Source organism: Methylotenera mobilis 13, from assembly GCF_000384255.1.
Taxonomy (GTDB): Bacteria; Pseudomonadota; Gammaproteobacteria; order Burkholderiales; family Methylophilaceae; genus Methylotenera; species Methylotenera mobilis_B.
Genome location: NZ_KB913035.1, coordinates 2536473 through 2549598, shown reverse-complemented (window position 1 = coordinate 2549598; position 13126 = coordinate 2536473). Strand labels below are relative to the sequence as shown.

Annotated in this window: 16 protein-coding genes; 14 read left to right on the top strand and 2 right to left on the bottom strand. The window is 43.3% G+C overall.

Features of this window, described 5'->3' with window-relative positions; all coding sequences use genetic code 11:
- Positions 1-221: 221 nt before the first annotated feature.
- On the top strand, positions 222-512 hold the full coding sequence (locus A391_RS0112155; RefSeq protein WP_019899633.1) for a SelT/SelW/SelH family protein: 291 nt from the start codon (positions 222-224) through the stop codon (positions 510-512).
- 94 nt (positions 513-606) lie between these two features.
- On the top strand, positions 607-1065 hold the full coding sequence (locus A391_RS0112150; RefSeq protein ID WP_019899632.1) for a ferritin-like domain-containing protein: 459 nt from the start codon (positions 607-609) through the stop codon (positions 1063-1065).
- Between the two features lie 96 nt (positions 1066-1161).
- Here A391_RS0112150 and A391_RS0112145 read toward each other — a convergent pair whose 3' ends face one another.
- On the bottom strand, positions 1162-1716 hold the full coding sequence (locus A391_RS0112145) for a C40 family peptidase (RefSeq protein WP_019899631.1): 555 nt from the start codon (positions 1714-1716) through the stop codon (positions 1162-1164).
- Positions 1717-1815: 99 nt separating this feature from the next.
- Between A391_RS0112145 and A391_RS0112140 the strand changes: the two genes are divergently transcribed.
- The 12 genes from A391_RS0112140 (at position 1816) to A391_RS0112085 (ending at position 12123) form a co-directional block, all read left to right on the top strand.
- Positions 1816-3747, top strand: coding sequence for an ATP-dependent DNA helicase (locus A391_RS0112140; RefSeq protein ID WP_019899630.1), 1932 nt, complete (start codon positions 1816-1818; stop codon positions 3745-3747).
- A gap of 221 nt (positions 3748-3968) precedes the next feature.
- Entirely contained in the window at positions 3969-4232 is a 264-nt protein-coding gene (locus tag A391_RS0112135) for a hypothetical protein (RefSeq protein ID WP_019899629.1), read from the top strand.
- A gap of 186 nt (positions 4233-4418) precedes the next feature.
- Positions 4419-4823 (top strand): alternative ribosome rescue aminoacyl-tRNA hydrolase ArfB, encoded by a 405-nt coding sequence (gene arfB / locus A391_RS0112130; protein ID WP_019899628.1) that lies wholly within the window; start codon positions 4419-4421, stop codon positions 4821-4823.
- A 169-nt stretch (positions 4824-4992) separates the two neighbouring features.
- Entirely contained in the window at positions 4993-5682 is a 690-nt protein-coding gene (gene tsaB, locus A391_RS0112125) for a tRNA (adenosine(37)-N6)-threonylcarbamoyltransferase complex dimerization subunit type 1 TsaB (protein WP_019899627.1), read from the top strand.
- Positions 5679-6140, top strand: a complete 462-nt coding sequence (gene rimI, locus A391_RS0112120) for a ribosomal protein S18-alanine N-acetyltransferase (RefSeq protein ID WP_019899626.1) — start codon at positions 5679-5681, stop codon at positions 6138-6140. Before tsaB ends, rimI begins: the two co-directional genes overlap by 4 nt.
- The gene (locus A391_RS0112115) at positions 6137-6871 is read left to right on the top strand and encodes a uracil-DNA glycosylase family protein (protein WP_019899625.1); all 735 of its coding nucleotides are present in this window, start codon (positions 6137-6139) and stop codon (positions 6869-6871) included. The genes rimI and A391_RS0112115 overlap by 4 nt, the downstream gene beginning before the upstream one ends.
- A gap of 128 nt (positions 6872-6999) precedes the next feature.
- The gene (locus tag A391_RS0112110) at positions 7000-7596 is read left to right on the top strand and encodes a LemA family protein (protein ID WP_019899624.1); all 597 of its coding nucleotides are present in this window, start codon (positions 7000-7002) and stop codon (positions 7594-7596) included.
- Positions 7597-7670: 74 nt separating this feature from the next.
- Positions 7671-8468: a TPM domain-containing protein gene (locus A391_RS0112105; RefSeq protein ID WP_036317294.1), complete on the top strand. Its 798-nt coding sequence runs from the start codon at positions 7671-7673 to the stop codon at positions 8466-8468.
- Positions 8468-9013, top strand: a complete 546-nt coding sequence (locus tag A391_RS0112100; protein WP_019899622.1) for a TPM domain-containing protein — start codon at positions 8468-8470, stop codon at positions 9011-9013. Before A391_RS0112105 ends, A391_RS0112100 begins: the two co-directional genes overlap by 1 nt.
- Complete coding sequence (locus tag A391_RS14015; RefSeq protein WP_019899620.1) at positions 8982-9638, top strand: hypothetical protein; 657 nt, start codon at positions 8982-8984, stop codon at positions 9636-9638. The genes A391_RS0112100 and A391_RS14015 overlap by 32 nt, the downstream gene beginning before the upstream one ends.
- Before the next feature lie 96 nt (positions 9639-9734).
- The gene (locus A391_RS0112090) at positions 9735-11456 is read left to right on the top strand and encodes a proline--tRNA ligase (RefSeq protein ID WP_019899618.1); all 1722 of its coding nucleotides are present in this window, start codon (positions 9735-9737) and stop codon (positions 11454-11456) included.
- Between the two features lie 94 nt (positions 11457-11550).
- On the top strand, positions 11551-12123 hold the full coding sequence (locus tag A391_RS0112085; protein WP_088177639.1) for a lytic transglycosylase domain-containing protein: 573 nt from the start codon (positions 11551-11553) through the stop codon (positions 12121-12123).
- A 93-nt stretch (positions 12124-12216) separates the two neighbouring features.
- Here A391_RS0112085 and A391_RS0112080 read toward each other — a convergent pair whose 3' ends face one another.
- A complete protein-coding gene (locus A391_RS0112080) occupies positions 12217-13089 on the bottom strand; it encodes a hypothetical protein (RefSeq protein WP_019899614.1) in 873 nt (290 codons plus the stop codon).
- Positions 13090-13126: the final 37 nt, after the last annotated feature.

Below are 13126 nucleotides of genomic sequence, written 5' to 3'. Positions count from 1 at the left end.
AGTAACTGTTGCTGATTTTATGCTTTAATATCTTAATCTAACTTAGATATCTGTTTTAAGTCGATATATAAGCCATGTAGATTAAATGACATAAACACTATTTACACTAGATTCATTTAATCTATCGATAACTATGAGTTATAAAATAATTTTTAGTTTCAGAGTGTCATTATTATATTGCTTACTAGGCATATTAAACTATATCAGTCGGGACATACAAATTGAGTAGATATATTGTTCAAATCACTTATTGCACACAATGTCGTTGGTTATTGAGGGCCGCATGGCTAGCGCAGGAATTGCTGACCACATTTGAGCAGGATTTATATAGTGTCGCACTCAAACCAGGTACTGGTGGCATATTTGAGGTGACTTTAAATGATGAGCTGATTTTCTCTAGAAAAGAGGCAGGAAGGTTTCCTGAAGCGAAAGAGATTAAGCAGTTGGTGCGTGATAAAGTAGACCCAGAGCGTCATTTGGGGCATAGTGATAGAACGTATGTTGATCAATAGTGTCTATGGGATGGCAAAAATCACTTAAGCACCGTTTTAGTTTAGGTACATAGATAAACTCACAATATACTTTTTGACGAGAAAGGATTACAAAATGTCAGATCAGCACGATAACAGTCCAATAGTGGATGCGCTTAATACGATTTTAGAGTTTGAGTTAGCAGGCGTTGTAAGATACACCCATTACTCATTAATGGTATTTGGGTATAACCGCATTCCTATTGTGTCTTGGTTGCGCAGTCAAGCGACTGAGTCTTTAGATCATGCGAACAAAGCGGGTGAAATTATTACACATTTAGGTGGACATCCTTCATTGTCGATAGGCCCATTACTTGAAACGCATAACCATGATATTGGCGATATCTTGCGTGAGTCTTTAGCACATGAAACTGCAGCACTTAATGCTTATAAAGCATTACTCAAGCTTGTAGAGGGTGGTTCTGTGATGCTAGAAGAGTATGCTCGTGAAATGATCTACCAAGAAGAGCTGCACTTGGGTGAAGTGGATAAAATGTTACGTAAACCTGGTGATTTAGCTAAGTTTCACGCATAACCTTAGGTGATACGCTTAATGTGGGCTGGCGACTTTAGTCGCTAGCTTGAAGGCGAAACTCAAAAATAATGAATGATGAGTATTTTTGGGTTTCGTTTAATCTTTCTTCTGTTCTGAATCTATCCGTTGGGCACCATTGAATCGTTTATTCCAATAGGTGCTTTGCATGTCATCGACACGAACACCACCACCGCTGCTTGGTGAGTGAATGAATCGATTATTCCCTACATAAATTCCTACATGTGAAAATGCCGACTTTAGCGTGTTGAAAAACACTAAATCTCCCGGTTGCAGTTCACTTTTTGACACGGTTTTTCCGAGCTGGCTGATGGCTTTGGCGCCATGTGGCAATGTTAAGCTGGTCGCTTGCTGATATACATACCTAACAAAGCCGCTGCAATCGAAACCAGTTTCGGGGGTGCTGCCACCATATTTATAGGCAATGCCTGTGAGGCTAAGTGCATTAACTAGCACTTCGCGTGCTCGGTCTGGCCAGTCTTGGCTGTCTTCTGCATGATCTTTTTCTGCCGCTGCTTGGGCAAGGTCTGTTGTATAGGCGTTGCTCAACCCATTAGGGGTTGCCGCACAAGAAGCGCTTACGAGTGCAAGCGCAATGCAGATTAGATAATGAGCGTAAGTAAGTTTTGACACGAACTCATTATATTAAACTTACCCAAAAGTACCAAATGTGATTATCTACTAGGTTAAAACAAACATGAGTAGCCTAACTCATGTGATAATTACGGCCCTATGAGTGAATACAATATCCGCCAAGTTTTTGAAAAAGATGGCATTTTAGCTTCGCATATTGCTGGTTATCATGAGCGTACCCAGCAATTGGAAATGGCTTTAGCGATAGCAGATGCGATTGAAAACAACACCCAATTGGTTGCGGAAGCAGGCACTGGTACGGGCAAGACCTTTGCTTATTTGGTACCAGCATTGCTTACTGGCGGTAAGGTCATTATTTCTACAGGTACTAAAAACCTTCAAGACCAGTTATTTAGCCGCGATCTGCCCAATGTTCGCGATGCACTTAAAGTGCCAGTGACCGTAGCTATGCTTAAAGGTCGGTCAAACTATGTCTGCCATTATCATTTAGAGCGTGCTGTGAATGAAGGGCGCTTTGCCGCGCGTGACGATGCACAGTACGTGCATCTCATTAAGACTTTTTCTGAAAACAGTAAAACAGGGGATAAAGGTGAGCTGAACACCGTGCCTGAAAATGCCACGATATGGGCTAACGTCACTTCAACCCGTGATAATTGTTTGGGTGGTGATTGTAATTTCTATAAAGAATGTTTTGTGATGGAGGCGCGTAAGCAAGCACTTGCAGCCGATGTGGTGGTTGTGAATCATCACTTGTTTTTTGCAGATGTCATGTTGCGCGATGAAGGTGTGGCTGAGTTATTGCCTAGTGCCAATACTGTGATTTTTGATGAGGCACATCAGTTGCCAGATGTGGCGGGCCTGTTTTTTGGTGAGGATATTTCAACCAGCCAATTGCTTGAGCTTGCGCGAGACTGCACTGCGGCACACTTGAGCCTTGCCAAAGACTGTGTGCAGCTCGGTGAAGTGATTCCAGTATTAGAAAAAGCGTGCAAAGACTTTAGGCTGATTTTTGCTTACGAAGGCTCGCGCATGCCAGTGCAGAAAGCATTAGCACTCAAAGACTTTCAGTCTTCATTTGATCATATGCAGACGCAGTTACAAGCGTTATCTGCTGTGTTGGAAACTCAAGCAGCACGAGACCCATTGTTAGAAAAGTGTTGGCAACGTAGCATGGCATTGCATGACCTACTTAGCCGCTGGCATGCTGCTGAGAATAACAATTTGGTACGTTGGGTTGAGGTGTTTACGCAATCGGTGCAGTTACATGCAACACCACTGAGTGTTGCCGAGGGCTTTGGTAAGCAGTTGAATGCACAGCCGCGTGCTTGGATATTCACTTCGGCTACCTTAGCTGTCAAAAATGACTTTAGCCATTATGTGGCACAAATGGGTTTGCAAGATGCACATACTGCTTCATGGCAAAGCCCGTTTAACTATCAGGAACAGGCCTTGTTTTATGTGCCGCCTGAAATGCCTGATCCGAATAGCCCCTCTTATACTGCCTGTGTCGTTGCTGCGGCATTGCCAGTATTGCAAGCAAGCGGTGGCAGAGCTTTCGTGCTGTCTACTAGTTTGCGTGCGATGCGTGAAATACATGCCCTGCTGAAAGATGCCTTTGCCGAAAATGGTATAGAGAGCCCGTTGTTATTGCAGGGCGATACTTCGCGTACTGAGTTGCTTGATCGCTTTCGGCAATTGGGCAATGCCGTGCTGGTGGGCAGCCAGAGCTTTTGGGAAGGTGTCGATGTGCGCGGCGAGGCATTAAGCGTTGTGATCATTGACAAGTTGCCCTTTGCTCCCCCTGATGACCCTGTGTTGTCTGCACGTGTAGATAAGCTGAATGCCGAGGGTAAAAATGCGTTTATGGAGTATCAGCTTCCCTATTCAGTGATTACCTTAAAACAAGGTGCTGGACGTTTGATTCGCGATGAAAACGACAGAGGTGTGCTGATGATCTGTGATCCGCGTTTGATTACAAAATCTTACGGTAAGCGTATTTGGCAAAGTTTGCCACCATTCAAGCGCACGCGTGTATTGACGGACGTGCAGGCGTTTTTTGCCGATCATTAATTCACTTGGATTATGGGGGTGATGAGTTAATGGCATTTATCTTGTTCTTGAGCCCTTTTTTTACTGCAGATGTAAGTAATTTGTAAAAGTGATGACTAGGGAGTAAATCCCGTACTTTTGATTTTCTAATTAGTTTAAAATGCGCGTCCTTTATATTTTTAGCAGCATAGATCATATGGTGCTAAAAGTTTCGCATACGTTTTAAACTTTGGGAATTCATCATGCTTCGTTTTGTATCAGTGTTTTTTGCAGTCGTACTTTCTTCGTATTCCGTGCTTAGTTTTGCTGGAGATTGCAACAAAACAGTGATGGGTGGCGGCTGTACTGCAGAGGCTGATGCTGGTGTAGCCGCACATATGCGTAGCCAGCCTCAAGTAAAGCCTGTTGTCGCAAAAGTTAAAGCGGTCGAAGTGAGCGTAAAAGATGCGTCTGTTCCAAAGAACGTGAAAATGAGTAAAACGAGTAATCAAAAGCCGCAAATCTAAATGATGATCTTGGTGTCAGATAATTATCACTAGAGATACATAATGACTACATATGTTATTTACTCGTACATATGTTTTAAAAGAAAATAAAAAGCTGACAATTTGTCAGCTTTTTATTTTTATCAATGTTTTAAAGTAATTGGCGTTATAGTTGTCTTTTTTGTTTGCTATCTAAACCGTATTGTCATGCAATTTATTCAGATTCCAGAAGGTGAGTACGAGCTGACCGCCATTCGAGCCCAAGGTGCAGGTGGCCAGAATGTGAATAAGGTATCGAGTGCGATTCATTTACGCTTTGATATTAAGGCTTCAAGCCTGAGTGATTGGTTAAAAGAGCGATTACTTAATCTAAAGGATAATCGTATTAATGATGATGGTGTGTTAATCATCAAAGCACAGCAATATCGTACACAGGAAGCGAATAAAAAAGATGCCGTTCAACGTTTACATGAAATTGTGAGTGCGGCGAGTATAGTTAAACCTACACGTTATGCCACGCGGCCAACTTATGGATCTAAGCAACGCAGGTTAGAAACAAAATCACAACGTGGGCATTTAAAGCAATTGCGTGGCAAAATAGCGGGAGAATAAAATCTCGTGCATATTGCGCATTGTTTTACATGGCCTAACTTATATGAATAGTTACTCCTAAAGGTGTTAATAATTACCCAAAAGGCAATTTTGGGTAATTTGGCATGCTCTGTTTTGATGACTTGTTTTTCTTAACCTGTTTTATCGTGTAATTTAAAAAATCTGACCAATGAATCTATTAGCTTTTGATACCTCAACCGAATATTTGTCACTTGCCGTTAGGCGAGATAGTATTGCCTTTAAGTATGATGTGTTGGCTGGGCAAACCCATTCACAAATCATTCTGCCAGAGATACAAAACTTATTGAATCAAGCCTCGCTGCATTTGAAGGATTTACATGGCTTAGCGTTTGGCGCTGGGCCGGGCTCATTTACGGGTGTTCGTATCGCGGCCGGTGTGGCACAAGGCCTGGGTTTTGGCGCGAATTTACCTGTGGTGGGTGTTTGTACCTTGATGGCCTTGGCTGAAGCCAGTGGTGAGTCTAAAGTCATCGCCTGTTTAGATGCTCGCATGGGCGAGGTTTATCATGCAGTTTATGTGAGAAAAGCTTCTGGCTGGCAGGCTATCATCGAGCCGGGTTTGTACAAGCCTGATGCCGTTCCCGCTGTGGTAGGCGATGATTGGGTCGGTGTGGGTAGTGGTTGGCAAACTTACGGTGAATTGTTGGCAGATGCCTATCGTGGACAGATACAGTCTACACAACCCGCTTTGTTGCCGATAGCGAGTGCTGTTTTAGCATTAGCACAACCAACATTTGAAAGTGGCGAGGCTAAACCAGCTGGAGACGCCATGCCAATTTATATCCGTAATCGAGTCGCACTCAAGACTGTGGAGCGAGAGCAAGGTTTACGTTTATGAGTGCCGTACTTAAGCCAAACTATCAATTTCGCCCGATGACTGAGCGTGATTTAGACGCTATCATGGAAATCGAGCCACATATTTACTCGCACCCTTGGACGCGTGGAAATTTTGCTGATTCTCTTAAATCGGCGCATAGTGCATGGGTGCTGGTGCAAGATGCCAATATCATCGGCTATGCTTTGATGATGATGGTGCTGGATGAGGCGCATTTGTTAAACTTAAGTATCAGTCAGTCGTATCAAAAACAAGGGTTGGGACGGCTTTTATTGGAACACATGATACAGATTGCGCAAGACCTTAAAGCTGCCAATATGTTTTTAGAGGTAAGAGCCAGTAACATTTCTGCGATTGCTTTATATGAGAATATTGGCTTTAATGAAATGGCTGTGCGCCGAGGCTATTACCCAGCGCATCATGGACGTGAAGACGCAATTTTAATGGGACTAGCAATATGAGCCTGATGACGCGTGAGGATGTGTTGAGAGAGCTTGAGCTGCTGCCTGTTTGGCAATTAAAAGGTCAACTGCCTAGTATTAAAAGTAGTATTCAAAATGTCACTGCGTTAACTCCAGAGAGTGAAACTTTTGTTGAACCTCCGCCGCCAGTAAGCCCGCAATTTGAGCCAGTTATTGAGCCAGTTATTGAGCCAGTTATTGAGCCAGTTATTGAGCCAGTTATTGAGCCAGTTATTGAGCCAGTTATTGAGCCAGTTGTTGAGCCAGCGCCACTGGATAATCAGCGTGAGGAAGACGTGGTGGTTGCGACGCCAGCTGAACCTTTCCGTTTATTAATCAATGATGATGCAACGGTTGCGTTTGTACTGGATAGTGCGATAGAAAGTAGCAATGCGCAGGATATAGAAACGCTTTTGAGCAATATGCTTAAAGCAATTAATATGAAGTGTCATATTGATATTCCAAATGCCAATGTAGATACACTCAATGAGCAAGCTGTTAAGTTAGTCATGGTCATGGGCGAGTCGGCTGCGAATAGTTTACTTGGGCAATTGCAAGCAGTTGAAGATTGGCGAAATGTTCAATCAGCAAACCCCATTTTTTATCAAAATTTACCAGTGATTGTTACTTATCATCCTGCATTCTTATTGAGTAATGCTAGTTATAAAGCGAAAGCTTGGGCAGATTTATGCACTGCTAAACGTATTTTGCAAAACCTGTTAATACAGTAGTGCTCGAAGTTTAAAGCAGTGGTACTAGAATACGTTATTTGAGTAACTTTAAGTGCACTAGTACTTGTAAATTAGACATTTAGCACAATATTGATACCGAACGATTGACTAATTTCAGAGGAGTCACCATGAAAAATTTAGGTTTGAGATTTTTAGCAATATTACTTGTATTGAATTTAACTGGTTGCGGTTACAACACCTTTCAATCTTTAGACGAAGAGTCTAAAGCGGGCTGGTCTGAGGTATTGAATCAATATCAACGCAGAGCAGATTTAGTGCCTAATCTAGTCAATGTTGTAAAAGGCTACGCCTCACATGAAAAAGAGGTGCTGACAGAAGTAGCCGATGCGCGTTCAAAAGTGGGCAGTATACAAGTGACACCTGAGTTGTTGAATGACCCTGAGGCTTTTGCTAAGTTTCAGGCGGCACAAGGGCAGTTAGGCTCTGCGTTGTCACGTTTGTTAGCGGTGTCAGAGAACTATCCTAATCTGAAAGCAGATCAAGGGTTTAGAGATTTACAGGCGCAGTTGGAAGGCACGGAAAACCGCATCACCGTTGCACGTAATCGTTATATTGAAACTATTAAAAATTACAATATTGCGGTGCGTAGTTTTCCTAATAATCTAACAGCGATGATGCTGGGTTATCAAGCGAAACCATCATTTACAGTAGAAAATGAAAAGGCAATCTCTGTTGCGCCTACTGTTAATTTTGAGAGTAAATAATCGCGCCAATATCAACCACTTAGGTGACTAGCGTGACTTCACTCTTTAGAGCAAGATTGGTTGCACTTTTTATGATGCTATTTGCATCGTTTCATGTGCATGCCGAGCTTGTGCCTATCCCCACTTTACAGCATCGGGTTACCGACTTAACCCAAACACTTAGCGCCGATCAACAAACTGTCCTAGAGCAAAAGATAGCTGCATTTGAGCATGAAAAAGGCAGCCAGATTGCAGTGTTAATTGTGCCCACTACTCAACCCGAAGTGATTGAGCAATATAGTATCCGTGTCGCTGATGCTTGGAAGCTAGGGCGAGAAAAAGAAGATGATGGTGTACTGATTGTTGTGGCAAAAAATGACCGTAAAATGCGGATTGAAGTAGGCTATGGTTTAGAAGGCGCGATACCTGATTTAATTGCCAAGCGTGTGATTACTGAAGTCATGGCGCCGCCATTTAAACAAGGTGATTTTTATGGCGGTATTACCAAAGCGGTTGATACACTAATCGGTTTAATTTCTGGTGAGCAGTTACCTGCACCAGCGAAGCAAAATAATCAGGGCAGTTTTACCGACTTCTTACCTTTATTATTGATAGGCGGGTTGATCTTAGGTGGTTTGTTACGCGCAATATTTGGTGATTTCTTCGGCGGTATGTTGAATGGTGGTGCGATTGTCATGCTGGCTTTGTTTTTTGGCGTAGGTTTGTTAATTGCATTGCTGTTGGGGGTAGTCGCCTTTGTGCTGACATTGATTGGCCCAGCTGGGTTAGGAAATCTGGGTGGCGGTATGTACAGTGGGGGGCACTCATCGGATAGTTGGGGTGGCGGCGGAGGTGGTGGTTTTGGCGGCGGCGGCGCGTCTGGAGATTGGTAATGGCTAAATTCATGAAACGCTGGTGTATAAAACGCGAAGATATGAAACGTTGGTGCCGACATCTCTGTGCTTTACCAAGTGCAGTGAAAAAGCATTTTTCTCACGCTGCAATGCAGCGCATCGAGGCTGCTATTGCTAATAGTGAAGCATTGCATTCAGGAGAGATCCGGTTTGCTGTGGAGGCTAAGTTATCATTTTTAGAGCTGATTGCTAGAAAAACAGCTAAACAACGCGCCCTAGAAGTTTTCTCGGAGTTAAGAGTTTGGGACACAGCGCAAAACAATGGCGTGTTGATCTATCTGTTGCTAGCAGATCATGATTTTGAGATTCTGGCAGATCGTGGCATACATCAGCATGTGGGAGGCGCGGGTTGGGAGCAAATTAGCCACCAAATGGAACTGATGTTCAGGCAAGGGAAATTTGAGGCTGGCGTAGTTGATGGCATCTCAAAAATTAGCGAACACCTTATTCAATATTACCCAGCCCAGAGTGAAAATCAGGGTGAAAATCACAATGAGCTACCCAACGCCCCAGTTATTTTATAGTAGCTTGCTGAGTATCGGTTTATTGATACCATTGAATCTGCAAGCGGCAATCACTGACATCACGCGTATTTATAAACAAACACCAACACTAAAAGCATTTGAAATCTGTACAGGCGGTGGCTGTGCAGAAATCAAACAGACCTCTTTAGCTGATGATGAGTGGAAAACCATCACGGCTATATTCGAAAATTCAAACCAGCATATAGATGCACAATTAGAACGACAACATATCGCAGACGCGATTGGTATGCTGGAGAAAATAATCGGCGCTAAAACTGCAACAAGTACTGATCGTGCTGGCACCTTTGATAACTCCAAGTACCCTGGGCAGCTAGATTGCAACGACGAGGCCATTAACAGCACAACTTATATGCGCTTGATGCAACAGCATGGCTTAATTAAACTTCATCAAATAGAAGATATGCGTACACGCAGTTTCTTTCTGTTTGGCTGGCCGCACAGTACTGCGGTAATGCATGAGCTTGCAACTGGTGAGCGTTATGCTGTTGATAGTTGGTTTTATGATAATGGCTATCCTGCCACCATTGTGCCGTTTGCTGTGTGGAAATCTGGCTACTTTCCAGCGGATAGTCCCATCTTAAAAGGTCGATCGGACGTTAAATAATGCAAGCTTGCGGGTGCAGTGTAATAAGTATTACTGACTAACACACTGATTATCTGTAAAATTCGCATTTTTATTTAGCACTGATCTCAAACTACTATGCGCGCCTCTCAATTTTTCTTTAATACCCAAAAAGAAGCCCCTAACGAAGCCGAACTGCAAAGCCATATCTTAATGGTACGAGCGGGCCTCATTAAACGCTTAGGTTCAGGCTTATATAGCTGGATGCCATTAGGCTTGCGTGTGTTGCGTAAGGTGGAGCGTGTAGTGCGTGAGGAAATGAACAATGCAGGTGCATTAGAGCTTTTAATGCCAGCAGTACAACCGAAAGAGCTATGGGAAGAGACTGGCCGTTGGGCTGTGTTTGGTCCGCAAATGCTTAAAATTCAAGATAGGCACGAGCGCGAATTTTGCTTTGGTCCAACGCATGAAGAAGTGATTACCGATATTGCGCGTAAAGAAATCCGCAGTTACAAGCAATTGCCACTCAACTTTTATCAGATACAAACAAAGTTCCGTGATGAGATTCGCCCACGCTTTGGTGTGATGCGCGCGCGTGAGTTTATGATGAAAGATGCGTATTCGTTCCATACAGATTTTGCCTCGTTAGAAAAAACTTATGAAACGATGTATCAGGCATACAGCAACGTATTTACGCGTTTGGGTCTTAAGTTCCGCGCAGTAAAAGCAGACACAGGCGCAATTGGCGGCGATGGTTCACATGAGTTTCACGTATTAGCTGACTCTGGTGAAGATGGTTTGGCGTATTGTGAGACATCAGATTACGCAGCCAACGTGGAATTAGCTGAAGCGATTCCAGCAAGTAATAAGCGTGCGGATGCTACAGAAAGTATGCGTGAAGTAGATACGCCGAAACAAACAGCATGTGAAGATGTGGCTAAGTTATTGGAAATTAGCGTAGAGCGCACAGTAAAAGCCATTGCGCTGATTACTAAAGATGATGCTGGCAATGACAAATTTTACTTAGCTTTATTGCGTGGTGATCACCATCTCAATGAAGTGAAACTGGGCAAGCTAGCAGGTTTTGCAGATTTTAGATTTGCTACTGAAGAAGAAATCCGCGCTAACCTTAACTGCCCACCTGGCTTTATCGGACCTGTTGGTGTTGGCGCTCATGTAACGGTAATTGCAGATAAAACAGTCGCACTCATGAGTGATTTTGTTTGTGGTGCTAACAAACCTAAATATCACTTAAGTGGTGTGAATTTTGGTCGTGATTTACCAGAGCCAGTCGTGGTGGCAGATATCCGTAATGTAGTTGCGGGTGATGCTAGCCCAGATGGTAAAGGCGTGTTGTCACTATGCCGCGGCATTGAAGTTGGCCATATATTCCAATTGCGTACCAAGTACTCAGAAGCCATGAGCGCAACTTATTTAGATGAAAACGGACAAACCCAAGTGATGGAAATGGGTTGTTATGGCATTGGTGTGTCTCGTATTGTGGGCGCAGCCATTGAGCAAGGCAACGATGAGCGCGGCATTATTTTCCCTAAGAGCATGGCGCCATTTGAAGTGGTCATCTGTGCAATTGGCTATGATAAATCTGAAGCCGTTAAAGCAGCGGCAAATCAACTGCATGATGATTTGCAGGCAGCTGGCGTTGATGTATTGCTAGATGACAGAGGTGAGCGTCCAGGCGTGATGTTTGCCGAAGCTGATTTAATGGGGATTCCGCATCGCTTTGTGATTGGCGAACGTGGTCTGAACGAAGGCAATGTGGAATATAAAGCTAGAACACAAGCTGATGCACAAGCAGTTGCGTTAACGTCAGTGGTTGAGTTTGTGCAGCGTTTGGCTTAGTATCAACATATTGCAATTGATGTATTAGGGAATTTTCGTGCTTAAAATCTTACGAATTAGCTTGCTTGTGTTGTTAGGTGTTTCAGTGCCTAACATGAGCTTTGCTGGTTCACAGAGAGAAGAGCCGCTTTCTAATAGTGTCAAAGCACTGATGCAGCGCAGCGTGAGTGACCGTGCCGCACCTACACTCACGTTTGCAACGGAAGAGGAAGGCCGCGCATGGTTGAACGAAATGTCGCAGCGCCTTCAAAAAAGAATGCCAGACCAACAGCACAGAGAAGACTTTTTGCGCACTGTGCACTATGAAGCAAGCAGGGCTGGGCTAGACCCACAAATGGTACTTGGTTTAATTCAAGTTGAAAGTGGCTTTAAAAAATATGCCGTTTCATCAGTAGGCGCACGCGGTTTTATGCAGGTGATGCCTTTTTGGGTGCGTAGCATTGGCGCAAATGACCATAATTTATTTCTGCTTCGTACTAATTTACGTTATGGCTGCACAATCTTAAGACACTATGTCGATATTGAGCGCGGTGATTTATATCGTGCACTGGGTCGTTATAACGGTAGCTTGGGTAAGCCGCAATATCCAAACTTAGTACTTGGTGCTTGGCGTAAACATTGGGATTACACACCAAATAGCTGGAAAGTCACGCCTAGAAATATTTAACTAAACATTATTGGGTTAGGTATTTGAGTTTTAGGTATAAAAAAACCGCCATTCAAAAGATGGCGGTTTTTTTTCATGACGAGCACAGCTTAGCTATTCTTTTTGAATTTTAAATCCATAATAAGTGCCAAACTCACCTTCAGGTTCATGGAAAACAAAAAGCATCTGGTTTGCATAGCCTAGGCCAGTGTAATGGTTGTTAGCGCGTAACTTCATCGTTTTAGGCAAAGCCGACCTTCCAACATATTTTCCCGTAATATCAAATACTAAGATTGCTTTATGGTCTACATCGAGTAAAGCAAGTTCTTCACCTTTGATTGCAGTATAGGCAATAAATGAGTCGCTGATGTCGTCATGTGCAGCACCTGCTTTATCTAGTTCTAGCGTGATGTCTCCAATTTTTTCTCTACTTTTTGGGTCCACAATCAATACTTTATTGCTGCGTGCCTGTTTTGCATAATACCGTTTATTTTCAGCATCATAGCTTGGTATGGTTGCTGAGTCGCCGAATGCTGGATTGAACTGCGAAATTTCATCAGAAGAGTCTTTTAATTCGCCTGATTCAGTTAAATGAATCGAGAAAATACCTGAGTTTGGCGCAAAGCCTAAATCGCTAGAAATATTGTAGGTAATGGTTTCTAGCTGGTGCGTGTTGGTATTGTAGTAAAGCGAACGGTTATCGTAGCCTGGACGTGAAGAGTTAATGTACTGACTGTTTTCATCATAAGCATGAATCATTGACTTTGAATAAGGCGCCTCTGTTTCACTCCCCATTGGCGCTAGGCCGCCGTCTGCAATGTAATAGCGCTTCAGGCCTGGTATATGTGCTACCGTCATTGGGCGTGTGGTTGGTTTTTTCACTAGTGGAATCTTAATCCCAACTTGCGCATCAGGTAAGATCTCCGCCTTAGCAGTTGTCGCTAGTGTCATTAGGGCAATAGGAATGAGTAAGGTCAATGCGCGCATTTTTTCTCTATTTCTTGAAACGGTTAAGTGATTGTTA

Excerpts from the sequence above, each read along its gene's own strand:
- A391_RS0112150 (WP_019899632.1), top strand. The coding sequence starts at position 607 with ATGTCAGATCAGCACGATAACAGTCCAATAGTGGATGCGCTTAATACG.
- A391_RS0112140 (WP_019899630.1), top strand. The coding sequence starts at position 1,816 with ATGAGTGAATACAATATCCGCCAAGTTTTTGAAAAAGATGGCATTTTA.
- A391_RS0112135 (WP_019899629.1), top strand. The coding sequence starts at position 3,969 with ATGCTTCGTTTTGTATCAGTGTTTTTTGCAGTCGTACTTTCTTCGTAT.
- arfB (WP_019899628.1), top strand. The coding sequence starts at position 4,419 with ATGCAATTTATTCAGATTCCAGAAGGTGAGTACGAGCTGACCGCCATT.
- tsaB (WP_019899627.1), top strand. The coding sequence starts at position 4,993 with ATGAATCTATTAGCTTTTGATACCTCAACCGAATATTTGTCACTTGCC.
- rimI (WP_019899626.1), top strand. The coding sequence starts at position 5,679 with ATGAGTGCCGTACTTAAGCCAAACTATCAATTTCGCCCGATGACTGAG.
- A391_RS0112115 (WP_019899625.1), top strand. The coding sequence starts at position 6,137 with ATGAGCCTGATGACGCGTGAGGATGTGTTGAGAGAGCTTGAGCTGCTG.
- A391_RS0112110 (WP_019899624.1), top strand. The coding sequence starts at position 7,000 with ATGAAAAATTTAGGTTTGAGATTTTTAGCAATATTACTTGTATTGAAT.
- A391_RS0112105 (WP_036317294.1), top strand. The coding sequence starts at position 7,671 with ATGCTATTTGCATCGTTTCATGTGCATGCCGAGCTTGTGCCTATCCCC.
- A391_RS0112100 (WP_019899622.1), top strand. The coding sequence starts at position 8,468 with ATGGCTAAATTCATGAAACGCTGGTGTATAAAACGCGAAGATATGAAA.
- A391_RS14015 (WP_019899620.1), top strand. The coding sequence starts at position 8,982 with ATGAGCTACCCAACGCCCCAGTTATTTTATAGTAGCTTGCTGAGTATC.
- A391_RS0112090 (WP_019899618.1), top strand. The coding sequence starts at position 9,735 with ATGCGCGCCTCTCAATTTTTCTTTAATACCCAAAAAGAAGCCCCTAAC.
- A391_RS0112085 (WP_088177639.1), top strand. The coding sequence starts at position 11,551 with ATGAGCTTTGCTGGTTCACAGAGAGAAGAGCCGCTTTCTAATAGTGTC.
- A391_RS0112080 (WP_019899614.1), bottom strand. The coding sequence starts at position 13,089 with ATGCGCGCATTGACCTTACTCATTCCTATTGCCCTAATGACACTAGCG.